Origin of the sequence: Actinacidiphila epipremni (genome assembly GCF_012034175.1) — a bacterium.
In the GTDB taxonomy this organism is placed as follows: Bacteria; Actinomycetota; Actinomycetes; order Streptomycetales; family Streptomycetaceae; genus Actinacidiphila; species Actinacidiphila epipremni.
In genome coordinates, this window is the sequence record NZ_JAATEJ010000007.1 from 256,963 (window position 1) to 274,663 (window position 17,701).

Here is a 17,701-nt window from a genome sequence, read left to right on the forward strand (position 1 = left end):
CCACCGCTCGCGTCCCGTTCGCGCGCCGCCCCCGCCGCGCGGCGGCATGCGCCGCCCGGCCGCCGGGCGGCCGTGTCCGCGGCAGCCGGCCCGGCGTGGCGCCGCCGGAGCCCCGGCCGCCCACCCGCGCCGTCGCGCCCACGCCCGGCCGTCCCGCCCTCACGCCGTGCCCTCCGCCGCCGGGCCGCTCGCCGCGGGCGCTTCCCGCCAGACCCGGGAGAGCCAGGTCACGCCCGCGTACTGCTGGGCCGTGCGGGGCTCGGCCGGGGAGAGGCCGGCGTAGATCGCCCGGAAGGAGTCGACGGTGCGGCGCAGGGTGAACTGGTCGATGACGCGCAGCCGCGCCGCCTCGCCGAGGGCGGCCCGGCGGGCCGGGTCGCGCAGCAGGGACAGCGCCGCCAGCGCCATCGCCGCCGGGTCGCGCGGCGGCACGACCAGGCCGGTGTCGCCCACCGCCTCGCGCACCCCGCCGACGTCCGTCGAGACCGTGCAGCGCCCGCAGGACATCGCCTCGATGAGCGTGAACGGGAACCCCTCGCTGATGCTGGAGAGCATCACCACCTGCCCGGCCGCGTACGCCGTGCGGATGTCGTCCACCCGGCCCTCGAACGTCACCGCTTCCCCCGCGCCCACCGCCTGCGCGAGCGCCTCGCAGCGCTCCCGGTACGCCTCGCCGCCGCGCGGCGTGCCGCCGAAGATCCGCAGCCTGGCCTCCGGCATCTCCTCCCTGACCAGCGCGAACGCCCGGATCAGGGTCTCCAGGTCCTTGATCGGGTCGATCCGCCCGGCCCAGCTGAGCGTCGGGCGGGCCGGCTCGGGCCCGGCGAGCGGGAAGGCCGCGGGATCGACGCCGTTGTAGACCGTGCGGATACGGTCCGGCGCCGCGCCCCCGTGCTCCTCCCAGCGGCGGTTGTAGCGGTTGCCCGGCGTGATGAGGGCGCTGCTGCGGTAGCCCTCGCGGGCCAGCAGCCGGAAGAAGTGCAGCAGCAGCGCCTTGACCGGCCAGCGGTACGGCCCGGTGCGGTGCCCGAGGTAGCGCTCGCGCTGGTAGACGCCGTGCTCGGTGAGCAGCAGCGGCACGTCCTCGCGGTGGTGGGCCAGCAGGCCGGGCAGTGTGGCGAGCCCGCCGCTCACGGCGTGCGCGACCCCGGTCGGCGGGGGCGCGGCCAGCGGGCGCAGCGCGTGCTCCAGCAGGTCGGTGCCGGTCAGCGCGTCGTACTGGCTCGGCCGCGCCGCCGCGACCGCCGTCCCCGGCCGCCGCCACAGCGCGGCGAGGATGCGTACCGCCGCCTCCGAGCGCAGCCCCGCCGCGAGCACGCCGGCCTGCGCCCATTCGCCGAGTTCGTACAGCGCGAGCCCGAAGTGCCGGTCCTCGCCGTCCTGTTCGGCCAGCAGCGCGGTGAGCAGGCCCTCCCACGCGCCGAGCAGCGCCCGCCGGTCCCGGCCGCGCGGCTCGCGCCCCCGCGGGGTCCGGCCCCACATCGGCACGGTCTGCAACGCCGTGACGTTCGGCGGCAGTTGCCAGGCCAGCGGCTCCTCGCCGGTGGCGGTGACGGCCGTGACGCGGAAGCCGACGTCCGGCAGGGCGCGGAGCAACTGGTCGCACCAGACGCTCACCCCACCGGGGCTGTGCGGATACGTCCCCTCGGTCAGCAGCGTCACCTGTGCGGTGCGCGCCGCCGGCGTGCCGAAGACTGCGTGCATGGCGTGGTCGTCCCCCTGGACGGTCGGGTGGGTGCCGGGCCGCGGGCGCGCCCGGCGGTGCGGGCGGGGCGCCCACCGCCCCGCCCGCACGTACTGCTGCCGTGCGTCTAGCCGCGTGCCCCGCGGCCGTGCGCGCCGGACCCGGGCGCGCTGCCGCGCTCGCCGCCGCGCCCGGTGTCGCCGGGCCCCGCCGGCACCGCCTGCGCGACGCCCGCCGGGACCGGCAGCCGGCCCACCGGCGCCGCGAGCTTCGCGGCCGTACGCGGCGCGCCCGCCGCCACCGCCGCCGGCACCGCGCCGGACGGCAGCGTGAGCGTCACCGCCGACTGGAGCAGCCCGGGCTGGACCCACCCCGACAGCCGCCCGGCGTAGGCCGTGCCGAAGGCGGTGGCGCCGAGCAGCTGGGCCTGCCGGGTGCCGGCCGGCATCGTCGCGTCGACCTGCACACCGGAGGGCGCGCTGACGGTGACGGCGGCGCCGATGCGGTACGCGGTGACCTTGCCGGCCTTCCACGCCGCGCTCCACGCGGCCCTGCGCTGCAGCTCGACGGCGATGTCGGAGGTGCGCAGGTTCACCGCCGGGGTGTTCGCGGCGAAGAGGCCGGCGTAGCCGGCGAGGATCTTCTCCAGCACCGGGTAGGCGATCCGGCCCTCGGCGAGGTTGGACTGGTGCATGAAGTGCGGGCGCGGGTTGTTGCCCAGCACGTGCCCGAGGTCGATCCGCGCCTCCAGCGGCACGATGTACGAGGCGTAGCCGGTGGCCGGGTCCAGCGGGGCGACCAGGCAGGTGGAGGTGCCGGACGTGGCGCACGCCCCGCTGCCGCCCTGCGCGGAGTTGGTGTAGATCCAGTTGTACTCGTCGGTCTCCTCCTGCGCCGTCCCGGCGTTGTAGAAGACGTTCATCGGGAAGCGCGGCACCGTGACCGCGGGACCGACCGTCCGCTGGTCCGGCTCCCGGGAGTTGTCGCTCGCCAGGTACTTCACGCCGAGCGAGCTGAGCGCGGGCGCGAGGTTGGGGTTGTCGGCGGGCTGCTGCGGCAGCACCTTCAGGCCGGAGTGCTCACCGGTCACCAACTCGCTGTTGTTCAGGCTCAGTCCGTGGGAGGCGGCCCAGGTGCGGTTGTCCTGGACGGCGGCGGTGATGTCGGCCTTGCTCACCCACTGCGTGGCGCCGCTCGCGGTGGTCAGGCAGCTCCACGGCACGACCGTGACGTTCTGCACGCAGCCCAGGAAGGGGTGCAGATAGGTGTGGTTGACCCAGCGGTAGCTGTTCTTGTCGTTCAGCAGCTGCGTGGCGAGCGGGTCGCTCGTCGTGTCGTGGTCGGACTTCCAGTCCTCGCTGCCGCCGCCGTTGAAGACGAAGTCGAAGGTGAAGCCGTGCGCGGCCGACCACTGCTCGGCGTAGGCGGCGTCGGCGGCGGTCATCCGGATCGGGTCGTCGTCCCCGCCGGTGCCGATCGGGCAGTCGACGTCTCCGGGCGTGCAGTTGAGGTCGGCGTTCCACCGGTCGTCGGCGAGGAAGACGTCGTCGACCTGCACCTCGAAGTAGTTGCGGTCGGCGCCGAGGTGGATGCCCTGCGTCATCCACTCCACGATGCCGCGCGCCAGCAGCCGGAACTGCTGCTGGTACTGGTTGTAGACGAACGGGATCACCAGCTCGCTGCGCCCGTCGTGGGTGTACTGGCCGACGAGCACGCCGCGCTGGTCGCTGCCCGGGATGGGCGCGTCCACCAGCGGGGTGAAGGTCGTGCCGGCCGCCTGGGCGGCCAGCGGTGTCGCGAGGTAGCCGTAACTCTCGGCCTGGTAGGGGTCGTTGTCCTCGAAGGGCACCGCGCCCTTGAGGTAGCCGAAGTCGCCGGCGGCGCCCTGCGCGGTCACCTGGCCCTGGACGCCGTCGAGTTGGCCGATGTAGCCGCCGGTCTGCGCGTAGTTCAGCCCGACCGAGGGCTGCGCGTAGGTGTAGGCGTCGACCTGCCGGATGCCGAAGGCGGTCTCGTACGCGGCGAGCGCGGCCATCTCGGCGGAGCCCGCGCCGAACGGGTTGTCGTTCGGCAGGACCACCGCCTGGAACTTGGCCCGCGGCCGGCCGGAGACGGTGTCGCTGAGGAAGCCCGCGGTGATCACCGGCCGCCCCGCCGCCGTCAGGTCCACCGTGGTGTAGGGGGTCCCCGCCCCGTCCAGCTCCGAGGTGACCGCCGCGGTCGCCGGCCCCCCGTCGTCGACCACCAGCACCCGCAGGTCCACCCGCGGCGCCGTCGCTGCGGCGTGCGCCGCGGTCGGCGTGACGGCGAGTGCCACCAGCGCCGCCGCGGAGGCGACCGCGGCGGCACGCAAAGTTCTGCCCATGAATTTTCTCCCCCGGCAGCCGCCGACTGCGCATCGGCGTACTCCCGCTCACAACGGCTCTTTTCCGGCCGTATTTCCGGGAACCCATGGTGGATCATTCCGCGGAGGAATTGTGACCGTCCCGGGGAGGTCGTCGGAAGCCGGGCGAAAAGGGTGCCCCCTGCACCGAGGAGGGGAAGTGCAGGGGGTGCCGCCCACCTGCGGCGATGACCTTGGTCCGGGATACGCCGCGGGCGGATTATCGACCTGAATGATGAATGGCCGAGCATATTTTCGAGTGGTCACACGTACGGATTACATATTCGCCCGCATATTCGACGTAGGGCTCGCTGCGAGGTCAGTCGATCGGCGGCGGCCCCGGCGCCGGGGTGGGCTCGGGCTGCGGCGGTACGGGGGCCGGCGGCGTCGGCGACGGCGGCGTCGGTACGGGGCCCGGGACCGGGTGCGGCTCGGGCGAGGGTGTCGGGTCGGGGCCCGGCACCGGCTCTTCCGGCGGTACCGGCACCGGGGGGAAGGTGTCCGGGGACGAGGTGGTCATCGGGTGTTCCCTGGATAGCGCGGTCCGGTCGCCCTCTCGCGTACCCGGCCGCCGCGGGCCCATGCGGTGCGCATCCGCCTGGCTCATGGCTTTTCCGCCCCTGGAAAACCGGACGGATCGGGGCATAATGGGTGCCTGGAGAGCCCGGTGAGGCCGCCCCTGCGGCGGCCCCGCGGAATCGGCCTGTTCCCCCGCAGGTCCGACCCCCGGAGCGTGTGCATGGCACTACCCAAGCGGCCGGCCCGCAGCCGGTACGACCCCAGGGTCGGCCCCCTCGTCGAGCCGGTCCGGCCGGCGGAGCCGGAGATCGGCCCGGGGGAGCGGCTGGCCCTGAACGGCATCGGCAGCTTCGACTGGGACCTCGACCGCGGCGTCTTCGAGCTCGACGAGCAGGGCCTGGAGGTCTTCGACCTGCGGCCCGACGAGTTCGACGCGCGCCTGGAGTCGCTGGTGCTGCGGGTCTCGCCCGAGGAGGGCGCCCGGCTCGACTACGCGCTGCGCCGGGCGCTCCAGGCGGGCCTGCGCAGCTACGGCGGCTACTTCCGGGTCACCCGCAGGGACGGCGTCAAGCAGTGGACCCACACCCAGGGCACGATCCTGCGCGACGAGCGCGGCAACGCCTACCGCATCGTCGGCATCGTCCGGGACGCCACCGACGAGCTGACCCAGGCCCCCGAGGTGCCGGCCCGGGACACCGGCGGCGACAGCCGCAGCATCGCCCCGGTCGTCCGGCTCACCACCGAGGCGCTGTCGAACGCGGTGAGCGTGGAAGACGTCACCGCCGTGGTGACCGGCGCGGGCGGCCTGGAGCGGTTCGGCGCCGACGGGCTGCTGCTGGGCCTGGTCGAGGGCGGCAACCTGCGGATCGCCGGCATCAGCGGCTCCCCGGTCGCCGGGCTGGACGGCACCGCGCCGCGCCGGCTGGACGGGACGCTGCCGCTCGGCGAGGCGGTCATGACCCAGCAGTCCCGCTTCGCCGCCTCCTTCCCCGAGCTGACCGAGCGCTTCCCCGCCGCCCGCGCGTACCTCACCGCCACCGACATGGCCTCCGCGGCCTTCCTGCCGCTGATCGCCCAGGGCCGCTCCATCGGCGGCCTCGGGCTCTTCTACCGCACCGGCTGCGACTTCACCCGCGAGCAGCGCGAGCTGTACGGGGCGCTCGCCGCGATCGTGGCGCAGTCGCTGCAGCGCGCCATGCTCTTCGACCGCGAGCGCGAGGTCGCCACCGAGCTCCAGGAGTCGATGCTGCCGCGCGACATCCCGCGCTTCGCCGGCGTCGGCATCGCGGTGCGCTACCACGCCGCCTCCAGCGGCCGGGAGGTCGGCGGCGACTGGTACGACGTGGTGGCGCTGCCGCAGAACCGGGTCGGCCTGGTCGTCGGCGACGTCCAGGGCCACGACACGCACGCCGCCGCCGTCATGGGCCAGCTGCGGATCGCGCTGCGCGCCTACGCCGCCGAGGGCCACCCGCCCTCCACCGTGCTGGCCCGCGCCTCCCGCTTCCTCGCCGAGCTGGACACCGAGCGCTTCGCGACCTGCGCGTACGCCGAGCTGGACCTGGCCACCGGCACCGTGCGCGCCGCCCGCGCCGGGCACCTGGGCCCGCTGGTGCGGCACACCGACGGCCGCACCGGCTGGCCGCATGTGCGCGGCGGGCTGCCGCTGGGCCTGGCCACCGCCGTCGACATGCACGAGTTCCCCGAGACCCGGCTGGACCTGGTGCCCGGCGAGACGCTGGTGTTCTGCACCGACGGGCTGGTCGAGGAGCGCGGCCTGGACATCACGATCGGCATGGAGGCGCTGGCCGAGGCCGTACGGGACGGCCCGCGCGAGGCCGAGGAGCTGGCCGGCGACCTCGCCGGCGACCTGTGGGAGCGCTGGGGCTCGCAGGACGACGTGGCGCTGCTGGTGCTGCGCCGCGACCCCGACCCGGGCACCCACCGGGCGCCGCGTATGCACTCCTACGTCCACCAGGCCGACCCCGAGGGCCTGGCCGACGCGCGGGTGGCGCTGCGCCAGACGCTGGCCGGCTGGAAGCTGGCCGAGCTCGCCGACGACGTGGAGCTGGCCGCCGGCGAGCTGCTGGTCAATGTGCTGCTGCACACCGAGGGCGGCGCGGTGCTGACCCTGGAGGTGCTGCCCGAGCCGGTGCGCCGGATCCGGCTGACCGTGCAGGACCGCTCCAGCGTCTGGCCGCGCCGCCGCAGCCCCGGCGAGGCCGCGACCTCCGGCCGCGGGCTGCTGATGATCGACGCGCTGGCCAGCCGCTGGGGCGTCGAGCCGCGTGGCGACGGCAAGGCCGTGTGGTGCGAGTTCGGCCCCGCCGCCGGCCGGCGGTCCGGCGTCAGCCGACGGTGAGCGCCGTGTCGTCCACGACGAACGACGTCTGCAGCTTGGAGCCCTCCGTCCCGGTGAACTTCACCGTGACCGTCTGCCCGGCGTAGCCGCTCAGGTCGAACGAGCGCTGCGTGAAGCCGGCCGCGGCATTGGTGTTGGAATACGTCGCGAGCGTGCTCAGCACCGTCCCCGAGGAGTTCAGCACCTGCACCTTGAGGGTGTCGTAGGCGGTGCTGCCGGTCTCTGCGGTGTCGATGTGCAGCCAGAAGGCCAGCCGCGCCGCGCACCCGGCGGGGATCGCCACCGACTGGGAGAGCGTGTCGGTGGTCGCGGTGCCGTAGCCGTCCAGCCACGCCTTGTACGAACCGGCGTGCGCCGCCTCGCCGCTGGAGCTGGTGATCACCCCGCTGCTCGCCGACCACGACGAACTCCCCGACTCGAAGCCGGGGTTGGCCAGCAGCTGCCGGGAGGTGCAGCCGCCGGACGGCGGCGTGGTGGGCGGGGTCGTCGGCGGGTTGGTGCTGCCGCCGCCCGAACCGGACAGCCACGCCGTGGCGTTGAGCGCGAGCGCGGCGTCGGTGCCGGCCGGGTCGTTCCAGCCGTCGTAGAGGGTGTTGCCCGACTGGCCGGTGCCGTCGTCGACCGGCGAGCTGTCGCCCCAGATCGCCACCCGGCCGCTGCCGAAGGTGCTGGTGACGAAGAACGCGCCGGTGTTGCCGGAGTAACCGGTGCGGTACACCAGGCCCTTGACGCTGCTGTTGTCCGAGGGGTTCAGCGTGAAGGTCGTGCCGTCCCGCAGGATGCTGCCGGTGACGGTGCCGAACGGGCCGTGCAGCACCGGGTCGGAGGAGCTGGCGACCGCCCGCGGGTTGTCGGTGCTGATGTCGAGCTTGTCGACCGAGAAGCCGAACGGGTCGGTGTTGTCCACCCCGTTGTTGGTCAGCAGGTCGCTGATCACGCACGGCGAGTCGCAACCGTCGTTGTTGCGGTCGCTGTTGTTGTGGTCCGAGATCAGGAACAGGCCGCCGCCGTTCTTCACGAAGGTCATCACCGCGGTCTTCTCCGCGGCGCTGAGCTTCACGTTCGGCTCGGTCAGCACGAAGGTGTCGAACTTGCTGAGGTCCTGCGCGTTGGAGCTGCTGCCGTAGGTGATGGTGCGGCCGGACGGCAGGGTGTTCAGGCTGTAGCCGCCGGCCTTCTGCAGGGCCACGCCCCACGAGGACAGCGCGCCGGTCCAGTCGGTCTCGGCGTTCGGGGAGGAGTCCTGGCCGAGCGGGTCGGGCTGGCTGGTGCTGATGATCCAGTCGGCGTTGCCGGCCGTCTCGGCCTTGGTGTTGTCGAAGAGCACCCGGTGGGTGGCCGCCGCCGCGGGCGCGGCGGCGGTCGGCGCGGCCTGCGCGCTGCCGCCGGCCGCGACACCCGCGGCGGCCAGGGCCGCGGCGCCCACGACCGCCGACGCGGCGAGCGCGAGCCTGCGCGGCCTCAGGCGGGCGGTGCGGCCGGAGCCGGTGGAGCGGCCCGAGCCGTGGGAGCGGGTGGAGCCGGTGGTGTGGGCGACGACGGGCGGAGTGTGCGGGACACGGGAGCCGGGCATCCGTCAACCTCCAGGTGGGGGGCGGTGGGTGGGGGTGCGGGGAACGATTCTGCGCGCGTAGAAAATGTGACCGATGTGTCGTGCGTTACCACGGGATGAACGCTGCCGGTCGGCTCCCCGCGACCGCCGGGGATCCCGCCGGATTCACCCGCACGAGGGAGTGTCGGCCGGCCGGGTTGCGCCGGGCGGGTGGCGCAGCCGCATGGACCGGCCCGGCGCGGGTACCCGCGCGTGGTGGGCGGCCGGCCCGCGCCATGCCCGCGTCCGGCCCGCGCGCCCGTCCCGCACGGCCCGTGGCACGAGGAGGAGCACCATGCCGATCGCCACCGTGAACCCCGCCACCGGGGAGACGGTCCGTACCTTCGACGCCCTCGGCAGGGACGGGATCGAGCAGCGGATCGCCGCCGCCCACGCCGCCTTCCGCCAGTGGCGGCTGACCGGCTTCGACGAGCGGGCCCGGCTGCTGCGCGCCGCAGCAGACCTGCTCGACAAGGAGCAGGACGACATCGCCCGCACCATGACCCTGGAGATGGGCAAGACCCTCACCGCGGCCCGCGCCGAGGCGGCCAAGTGCGCCAAGGCGATGCGCTGGTACGCCGGGCACGCCGAGGCGCTGCTCGCCGACGAGCACCCCGCCCCCGCCGACGTCGAGGACAGCGGCGCGGTGCGCGCGTACGTCCGCTACCGGCCGCTCGGCGTGGTGCTCGCGGTGATGCCGTGGAACTTCCCGCTGTGGCAGGTCGTCCGGTTCGCCGCGCCCGCGCTGATGGCCGGCAACGTCGGGCTGCTCAAGCACGCCTCGAACGTGCCGCAGACCGCGCTCTACCTCGGGGAGCTGTTCCACCGGGCCGGCTTCCCCGAGGGCTGCTTCCAGACGCTGCTGATCGGCTCCGGCGCCATCGAGGACGTGCTGCGCGACCCGCGGGTGGCCGCCGCGACGCTGACCGGCAGCGAGGGCGCGGGCCGCGCGGTCGCCTCGGTCGCCGGCGACGAGGTCAAGAAGACCGTCCTGGAACTGGGCGGCAGCGACCCCTTCATCGTCATGCCGTCCGCCGACCTCGACCGGGCCGCCGAGGTCGCGGTCACCGCCCGGGTGCAGAACAACGGCCAGTCGTGCATCGCCGCCAAGCGCTTCATCGTGCACACCGACGTCCACGACGCCTTCGCCGAGCGCTTCACGCGCGCCATGAGCGCCCTGCGGGTCGGCGATCCGACGAGCCTGTCCACCGACGTCGGCCCGGTCTCCAGCGAGCAGGGCCGCGCGGACCTGGAGGAGCTGGTCCAGGACGCGCTCGCCAAGGGAGCCGAGGCCCTGTGCGGGGCGCGCCGCCCCGAGGCGCTGCCGGACGGCTGGTACTACGAGCCCACCGTGCTCGCCGGCATCACGAAGGACATGCGCATCCACCACGAGGAGGCGTTCGGGCCGGTCGCGACGCTCTACCGGGCCGCGGACCTGGACGCCGCCGTCGGGATCGCCAACGACACGCCGTTCGGGCTCAGTTCCAACGTCTGGACGGCGGACGAGGACGAGCGGCGGCGGTTCGTGCGCGATCTGGAGGCCGGCGGGGTGTACTTCGACGGGATGACCGCCTCGCACCCGGCGCTGCCCTTCGGCGGCGTCAAGCGCTCCGGCTACGGCCGGGAGCTGTCCGGGCACGGCATCCGCGAGTTCTGCAACGCCACCACCGTCTGGTACGGCGGCTGAGCCCACCCGGCTCCGTATTGTCATGTACATCTGCCTCCCCATGGGGAACCGATTTCACCCATGGGGAGGCAGAGTCTTTGGAATCTTTGGAGTCTTTGCCGCTCCGGGACCCGCGAGGCCCTCACCCCGCGGGTCCCGGAGCGTGTCACCCCGGGGCCCGCGCGGCCCTCACCGCGCGGGTCCCGGGGCGCGCCCACCGGTCAGGTGACCGTCCAGACGAAGGTCGCGGTGTCCGCCGCGCCCCTGCCGTCCGAGGCCGTCACGCTCACCGTGCTGGTGCCCTTCGCGGTCGGCGTGCCGGAGATCAGCCCGTCCTTCGCGATCGAGAGCCCGGCCGGCAGGCCCGTCGCGGTGAAGGTCACCGCGCCGCCCGACGACACCTTCGCGGCCACCGGCAGCGACACCGCCTTGCCCGAAGGCCCGCTCATGCCCTGCGGGTTGACCACCGCGACGGACGCCGACGCCGTCGTGGCCGCGTCGACCGTCCTGGCCGTCATCGCGGTCGCCACGTTGAGCGTCCCGGTCAGCGGCAGGTTCCGCGAGGAGTCGCCCACCGAGATCTGGTACGCGCCGGCCGCCGTCGTCCAGGACGACGACGCGGTGTTCCAGTACGCCAGGTCGTGCGCGGTCACCGTGAAGGTCACCTTGGCACTCGCGCCCGGCTGCAGGTCCACCCGCTGGAATCCCTTGAGCTGCCTGGCCGGCTCACCGGTGGACGCCGGGTCGCCGACGTAGAGCTGGGCGATCTCCGCCCCGGCCCTGCTGCCGGTGTTGGTGACCGTGGCGCTCACCGTCGCGTTGCCGTTGCCGTCCAGGCCGCCCACCTGGAGCCAGGAGAAGGAGAAGCTGGTGTACGACAGCCCGAACCCGAACGGGAACAGCGGCGTGATGTTCTGCGCGTCGTACCACCGGTAGCCGACCTTCAGACCCTCGCTGTACTGCACGTTGCCCTGCCCCGGCCACTGGGCCGCGGTGTGCGCCGGCACGTCGCCCAGCGAGGCGGGGAAGGTCACCGGCAGCTTGCCGGACGGGTTGACGTCGCCGAACAGCAGCGCGGCGAGGGAGTTGCCGACCTCCTGGCCCGCGTACCACTCCTCCACCACGCCCTTGACCTGCCCGAGCCACGGCATCGTCACCGCGGAGCCGGTGTTGAGCACCACGACGGTGTTGGGGTTGGCCGCCGCGACCTGCTGCACCAGCGAGTTCTGGTTGCCCGGCAGGTCGATGTTCGCCTGGTCGGTGCCCTCGTTCTCGCCGTAGCCCACGCACACGATCGCCACGCTCGCCGCACGCGCCGCGTTGACCGCCGCGCCCACGTCCGTGCCGTCGTTGTACGTGACGCTCGCGCTCGTCCCGGCCCGCTTCTTGATCGCGTCGATCGGCGCGATCGTGCCCGAGCTGGTCGAGGTCGCGCTGCCGCCGCCGACGCTGCGCACGCCCGCGCCGCCGTCCGGGCCGATCACCGCGATGGAGGTGGCGTTGGCGCCGCTGAGCGGCAGCACGTTGCCGCTGTTCTTCAGCAGCACCGTGCCCTGCTCGGCGACCTGCCGCGCGGTGGTCTGGTGCGCGGCGCTGGTCACCACCGAGTCGCGGTTGCCGCTCTTGTGCTTCTCGAACTCGCCGAAGGCGAACATCTGGGTCAGCACCCGGGTCACCATGGTGTCCAACGTCGCCTGGCTGACCGACCCGTTGGCGACCGCCTGGGCCAGGAAGTCGGCGTAGAAGTAGCCGCCCGGCATCTCCACCGTCATGCCGTTGTTGGCCGCGTCCACCGTGGAGTGCGCGCCGCCCCAGTCACTGGTGACGAAGCCGTTGAAGCCCGCCTCCTGGTAGAGGCCCTTCTTCAGCAGGTCCGCGTTCTGGCACGCGTACACCCCGTTGACGGTGGAGTACGCGCACATCACCGACGCCGACGCGCCCTTGCTGACCGCCGCCTGGAAGGCCGGCAGGTAGATCTCGTGCAGCGTGCGCTGGTCCACGATCGCGTTGTCGGCCGGCCCGTTGCGGTTGGTCTCCTGGTTGTAGACCGCGACATGCTTGGCCTGCGCCATCACGCCCTGGCTCTGGATGCCCTGGATGCTCGCGGTCGCCATCTGCGCGCTCAGGTACGGGTCCTCGCTGTAGGTCTCGAACGCCCGTCCCCAGCGCGGGTCGCGCACGATGTTCATCGTCGGGCCAAGCGCCACGTCCGCGCCCTTGCCCGCGAACTCCGCGCCGGCCACCGTGCCGTACTGCTTCTGCAGCCCGGTGTCCCACGTCGCCGCCGACGACACCGCGGCCGGCAGCTGCGTCACCCCGCCGAAGCCGTCGCCGACGCCGCTGGGCCCGTCGTGGTAGCCCATCGCCGGGATGCACAGCGACGGGATCGCGTCGGTGTTGCCGATGTACGGGTACGCCTGGCCGTTGCCGTGCAGCATCGTCAGCTTCTGCGCCTGCGTCATGTGCGAGAGCACCTGCGCGACCCGGTCGGCGACCGGCGCGGTCGAACCGACCCACGGGCACACCCCGTTGCCGCCGTCACCGCCGGTGCCGCCGCCGGGCGGCTCGGTCTGGCCGCCGCCGGGGGAGAGCACCTGCACCTCCCACAGCGAGTAGCCCCACTGGGTCGCGCGCTGCGTGCCGTAGATCCGCACATAGCGGGCGTGCGCGGTGAAGTCGTGGGTCTCCACGCCGCCGTTGCCCGCCGTGGTGGAGTAGGCGTTCGCCCACGTCGAGCCGTTGTCGCTGGTCTGGATCTGGTACGCCTTGCCGTACGCGGTCTCCCAGTTGAGCGTCACCCCGCAGATGTCCTGCGAGGAGCCGAGGTCCACCTGGATCCACTGCGGGTCACTGGCCGCCGACGACCAGCGCGTACCGGTGTTGCCGTCGAAGGCCGCCGACGCCGGGAAGGTGCCGTCGTCCTGCGTGGAGGACGCGGTCGCCGGCCGGCCGGTCGCCGCGCCGGAGTTGCCGCACGCGCCCGGCGTGGTGCCGCCACCGCCGGTGGTGCCGCCGGTGCCGCCGCCGCCGGAGCCGCCGTAGACCTGGAACTCCCACAGCGAGTAGCCGTACTGCGTGGCGCGCTTGGTGCCGTTCACCCGCACGTAGCGGCCGGTGCCGGACACCGTCAGCGACTGGTTGCCGCCGGTCGCCGTGGTCGTGGAGTAGACGTTGGACCAGGACGTGCCGTTGTCGCTGAGCTGGATCTGGAAGGCCGTGGCGTAGGCCGCCTCCCAGTGCAGGTCCACCCGGCTGACCGGCTGGCTGGAGCCGAGGTCGACCTGGATCCACTGCGGGTCGCCGAAGGCGCTGGACCAGCGCGTGCCGTCGTTGCCGTCCACCGCCGCCGAGGCGGGGGTCCCGGCGTTCTCGGTGGAGGAGGCGGTCGCCGGCTTGCCCTGCGAGAGCAGGACCGGGTCGGCGGCGTGCGCCAGCCGGGGCGCGGCCACCAGCGCCAGCGCCATCACCAGCACAAAACCGACGACGGCGGCCAACCGGGCCTGCGCCACGGTCAGCCGCCTTCTGAGGTGGGGGGGAGTGCTGTACAGGGTGTGCAGCATGGTCGGAAGCCTCTCTCGCGCGGCCCTGAGGGGCCGTCGGAGCTGTGTGGGGGGCGGCCGTCCGGACCCCGCGCTGCGGCGGGGCCCGGACGGCCGGCGGTCATGCGGTCATGCGGTCACTGCCGTGCGGTCACTGCGAGACGCGGACGTAGTCCACGAGCATCCGCTGCGGGAAGACCGTGCTGGCGTCGGGCGCGCCCGGCCAGTCACCGCCCACCGCGTTGTTGAGGATGATGTAGAACGGGTGGTCGTAGACCCACGGGCCGCGGGTGGACTCCACCGTGGCCTTGTCGGCGGTGAAGAAGGCGTGGCCGTCCACCGAGAAGGTCATGTGGCTGGAGTCCCAGTCCACGGCGTAGGTGTGGAAGTCGTTCGCGAAGTCCGCGCCCGCGATCTGGTACGGCTGGCCGTAGCCGTTGCCGCCGTTGTAGGCGGGGGCGTGCAGCGTGGAGTAGACGGAGTCGGGGACCTTGCCGACGTGCTCCATGATGTCGATCTCACCGGAGTTGGGCCACGGGGTGCCGGTCTTGAAGTTCGAGCCCAGCATCCAGAACGCCGGCCACAGGCCCTGTGTGCCGGAGACCTTGATCCGCGCCTCCACGTGCCCGTAGGTGAAGTTGAAGTGGTCCGAGGTGTTGATCCGGCCCGAGGTGTACTGGTGGCCCTGGACGTTCTCCTTCCTGGCCTCGATCACGAGGTTGCCGTTGCCGTCCATCGTGGTGTTGTCACCGTTGGTGTAGTACTCCAGCTCGCCGTTCTGGCCGCCGCCGGTGTCCTGCGTCCACTTGCTGGTGTCCGGCTTGGTGCCGGCCGCGCCGTTGAACTCGTCGCTCCACACCAGGTGCTCGGGGTTGCCGGGGTTCGGCGGCAGCGCCGGCGGGGGAGTGGGGTTGCCGCCGGTGCCGTAGACGTCGAAGGTCCACAGCGAGTAGCCGTAGCCGTTGCTGCGCGCGGTGCCGTACATCCGCACGTAGCGGCCGTTGCCGTCGACGTTCAGGGTCTCCTTGAAGCCCTTGCCGGTCGTGGTGGAGTAGATCGGCGTCCAGTTGCTGCCGTCCGCGGACGTCTGGATCTGGTACGCGGTCGCGTAGGCCGGGTCCCACTGCAGCACGACCTGGGTGATGTGCGCGGTCGCGCCGAGGTCCACCTGGATCCAGCCCGGGTCCACCCAGCCGTTGACGTCACTGGTCGCCCAGCGGGTCGCCGGGTCCTCGTCGAACGCCTTGGCGGGGTTGCAGGCCGGGCAGTTGCCGTCGTCCTGGAACGTCGAGGCGGTCGCGGGCTTGTTGTACGACAGCAGCGTCGCGTTGCCGGGCGGCGGGGGGGTGCCGCCGGTCGAACCGCCGTTGGTGCCGCCGCCGTTGGCCCCGCCGTTGCTGCCGGTGCCGCCGGTGAAGACCTGGAACTCCCACAGCGAGTAGCCGTACTGCGTGGCGCGCTGGGTGCCGTACATCCGCACGTAGCGGCCGGTGCCGGTCAGGGTGATCAGCTCGGTCGCACCGGGGCCGGTGGTGGTGGAGTAGGCGGTCGTCCAGTTGCTGCCGTCGGCCGACACCTGGATCTGGTACGCCTTGGCGTAGGCGGTCTCCCAGTTCAGCTGCACCCCGCAGATGTTCTGCGAGGAGCCGAGGTCGACCTGGATCCACTGCGGGTCGGAGGCCGCCGACGACCAGCGGGTCCCGTTGTTGCCGTCCACCGCCGAGGAGGCGGGGGTGCCGGCGTTCTCGGTCGAGGAGGCCGTCGCCGTCTTGTTCAGCGCCGCGTTGGTGGTGCCGCACGCGTTGTTGCCGGTGCCGGAGGTGCCGTAGACCTGGAACTCCCACAGCGACACGCCCCACTGGGTGGCGCGCTGCGTCGTGTAGATCCGGACATAGCGCCCGGAACCGTTTACGGCGAGGTTCTGCGTTCCGCCGGGCCCGGTCGTGGTGGAGTAGACCGACGTCCAGTTCGAGCCGTCGGCCGAGGTCTGGATCTGGTAGGCCTTGGCGTAGGCGGTCTCCCAGTTCAGCGTCACCTGGGAGAGGGTCGCGGTGGCGCCGAGGTCGACCTGGAGCCACTGCGGGTCGGAGGCCGCCGACGACCAGCGGGTGCCGGTGTTGCCGTCGACCGCGGCGGAGGCCGGGGTGCCGGCGTTCTCGGTGGAGGAGGCGGTCGCGGTCTTGCCCTGCGACAGCAGCGTGCCCGCCGCCTTGGCCGGGCTCTGGGTCGCCACGAGCGCGAAGGCCGCGAGCACGGCGGCGGCGAACGCGAGGACGAGGGTGCGGGGGGTGCGTCTGGTCAGTCGGGACACAGGTGGGGGGTTGCCTGTCACGGCGTCTCCTGGGTGCGAGTGAGAGCGCTCTCTGATGGCAGCGATGATTACGGCGCTGTTGCTGACCCGTCAAGAAAGTGAACGAGATTGGTACGGCTGTTTCAGCCCGCCGTCGGCTGTCGTCGATATTCGAACGGTCCGTGAACTCCTTGCCCGTATAGACGACTTATGCGGCTTGTCGCTGAGTGCAAGATCTTGACACGGTGTCGGCGCCCGCGCGGCCGGTGGCGCCGGGGGTGTGAACCGGCCATTTGCGGACGCGCCGCGCCGCGGCGGCGCACCGCCCCGACCCTAGGCTGAGCCGGGCCAGTGAGATCGCCAGGAGAGCGGGAAGGACCATGGGATGCCCGCGATGCCCGACGTACCAGAACCTGTGGTCAAGCTCGTCCGCTGGAGCGCGGAGCCGGTGGCCGCGCAGATCCTGCGGTCCACCACGGCGGCCGTCATCTCCTATGTGGTCGCCGTCTGGCTGCTGCCGAACCCGGCGCCGCTGACCGCCCCGCTCACCGCGCTGCTGGTGGTGCAGGTGACGCTCTACTCCACCCTCACCACCGGCGTCAGCCGGGTCAACGCCGTCGTCGCCGGCGTGCTCATCGCGATCGGCTTCAGCTGGCTGGTGGGGCTGAGCTGGTGGAGCCTGGGGCTGATCATCCTGACGTCGCTGCTGATCGGGCGGTTCGTGCGGGCCGGCGAGTTCGAGATCGAGGTGGCGATCTCGGCGATGCTGGTGCTGGGCGTCACCCGGGTGGCGAACACCGCGTGGGACCGGGTGTGGGAGACGCTGATCGGCGCCGTCGTCGGGCTGCTGTTCAACCTGCTGGCCCCGCCGGTGTGGGTGCAGACCGCCGGTGACTCGATCGAGTCCATGGCGCACCGGATGGGCCGGCTCTTCCGGGACATCGGCGGCCAGGTCGCCGGCCACCTGCCGGTCGAGCGGGCCGCCGCCCGGCTGCACGAGGCGCGCCGGGTCGACCACGACATCGCCGAGGTGGACGTCTCGCTGCGGCAGGCCGAGGACAGCCTGCGGTGGAACCCCCGGGTGCGCGAGGGAGCGCTCTCCCGGATCGTGCTGCGCACGGGCCTGGACACCCTGGAGATCTGCGCGGTGGTGCTGCGGGTGCTCTCCCGCACCCTCACCGACCTGGCCAAGCACCGGATGGACGAGCATCTGTTCCCCGACGAGGTGTCGGCGGAGCTGGAGCGGCTGATGGACCATATCGCCTATGCCATCGAGAGCTTCGCGGTGCTGATCACCAGTCAGGTCTCGGCCAACGCCGAAGCGGCCGAGGACCGGCTGGGGCAAGCGCTCTCCGACAGCGCCGAGAGCCGGGACAAGATCGCCGACATGCTGCTGGCCAACGTCCAGGAGCATCCCCGGCAGTGGCAGCTGCACGGCGCGCTGCTGGCCGAGGTGGACCGGATCCTCGACGAGCTGGGGTTGGAGAAGCGCTCGGAGCGGCTGGTGGAGGAGCTGGACCGGATCGGCGGCGAGCTGAGCGAGCGGCATCCGCGGCTGGCGATGATCCGCCGCCGGATGGGGGACAGCGGCCTCTTCCGCCGCTCGCAGGCCGCGGTCCGCGACGTCTTCAGGTAGCCTGCCCGGCCGCCCCGCACCGGCTGCGGCACGG

The 17,701-nt window shown here is 73.0% G+C and carries 9 protein-coding genes; 3 read left to right on the forward strand and 6 right to left on the reverse strand.

Features of this window, described 5'->3' with window-relative positions; translation table 11 throughout:
* Positions 1-159: 159 nt before the first annotated feature.
* The 3 genes from pelF to HCN08_RS12560 all read right to left on the reverse strand — a co-directional run bounded on the left by pelF (position 160) and on the right by HCN08_RS12560 (position 4,587).
* Complete coding sequence (gene pelF / locus HCN08_RS12550; protein ID WP_167983072.1) at positions 160-1,704, reverse strand: GT4 family glycosyltransferase PelF; 1,545 nt, start codon at positions 1,702-1,704, stop codon at positions 160-162.
* Between the two features lie 107 nt (positions 1,705-1,811).
* Positions 1,812-4,049 carry a hypothetical protein gene (locus tag HCN08_RS12555; RefSeq protein ID WP_167983073.1) on the reverse strand — a complete coding sequence of 746 codons (2,238 nt, stop codon included), beginning with the start codon at positions 4,047-4,049 and terminating at the stop codon, positions 1,812-1,814.
* A 337-nt stretch (positions 4,050-4,386) separates the two neighbouring features.
* On the reverse strand, positions 4,387-4,587 hold the full coding sequence (locus HCN08_RS12560; RefSeq protein WP_167983074.1) for a hypothetical protein: 201 nt from the start codon (positions 4,585-4,587) through the stop codon (positions 4,387-4,389).
* Between the two features lie 219 nt (positions 4,588-4,806).
* On the opposite strand from HCN08_RS12560, the gene HCN08_RS12565 reads away from it, so the two are divergent.
* Positions 4,807-6,945 (forward strand): SpoIIE family protein phosphatase, encoded by a 2,139-nt coding sequence (locus HCN08_RS12565; RefSeq protein WP_167983075.1) that lies wholly within the window; start codon positions 4,807-4,809, stop codon positions 6,943-6,945.
* Here the strand turns inward: HCN08_RS12565 and HCN08_RS12570 are convergent.
* Positions 6,932-8,518, reverse strand: a complete 1,587-nt coding sequence (locus HCN08_RS12570) for an immune inhibitor A (RefSeq protein WP_240970019.1) — start codon at positions 8,516-8,518, stop codon at positions 6,932-6,934. The two genes, HCN08_RS12565 and HCN08_RS12570, sit on opposite strands and share 14 nt — an antisense overlap.
* 313 nt (positions 8,519-8,831) lie before the next feature.
* On the opposite strand from HCN08_RS12570, the gene HCN08_RS12575 reads away from it, so the two are divergent.
* Positions 8,832-10,223, forward strand: coding sequence for an NADP-dependent succinic semialdehyde dehydrogenase (locus HCN08_RS12575; RefSeq protein ID WP_167983076.1), 1,392 nt, complete (start codon positions 8,832-8,834; stop codon positions 10,221-10,223).
* A gap of 200 nt (positions 10,224-10,423) precedes the next feature.
* On the opposite strand, the gene HCN08_RS12580 is transcribed toward HCN08_RS12575, so the two are convergent.
* Positions 10,424-13,762: a glycoside hydrolase family 3 C-terminal domain-containing protein gene (locus tag HCN08_RS12580; protein ID WP_206318679.1), complete on the reverse strand. Its 3,339-nt coding sequence runs from the start codon at positions 13,760-13,762 to the stop codon at positions 10,424-10,426.
* Positions 13,763-13,892: 130 nt separating this feature from the next.
* A complete protein-coding gene (locus HCN08_RS12585) occupies positions 13,893-16,043 on the reverse strand; it encodes a discoidin domain-containing protein (protein WP_206318732.1) in 2,151 nt (716 codons plus the stop codon).
* A 382-nt stretch (positions 16,044-16,425) separates the two neighbouring features.
* Between HCN08_RS12585 and HCN08_RS12590 the strand changes: the two genes are divergently transcribed.
* The gene (locus tag HCN08_RS12590; RefSeq protein ID WP_167983123.1) at positions 16,426-17,667 is read left to right on the forward strand and encodes an FUSC family protein; all 1,242 of its coding nucleotides are present in this window, start codon (positions 16,426-16,428) and stop codon (positions 17,665-17,667) included.
* Positions 17,668-17,701 lie beyond the last annotated feature (34 nt).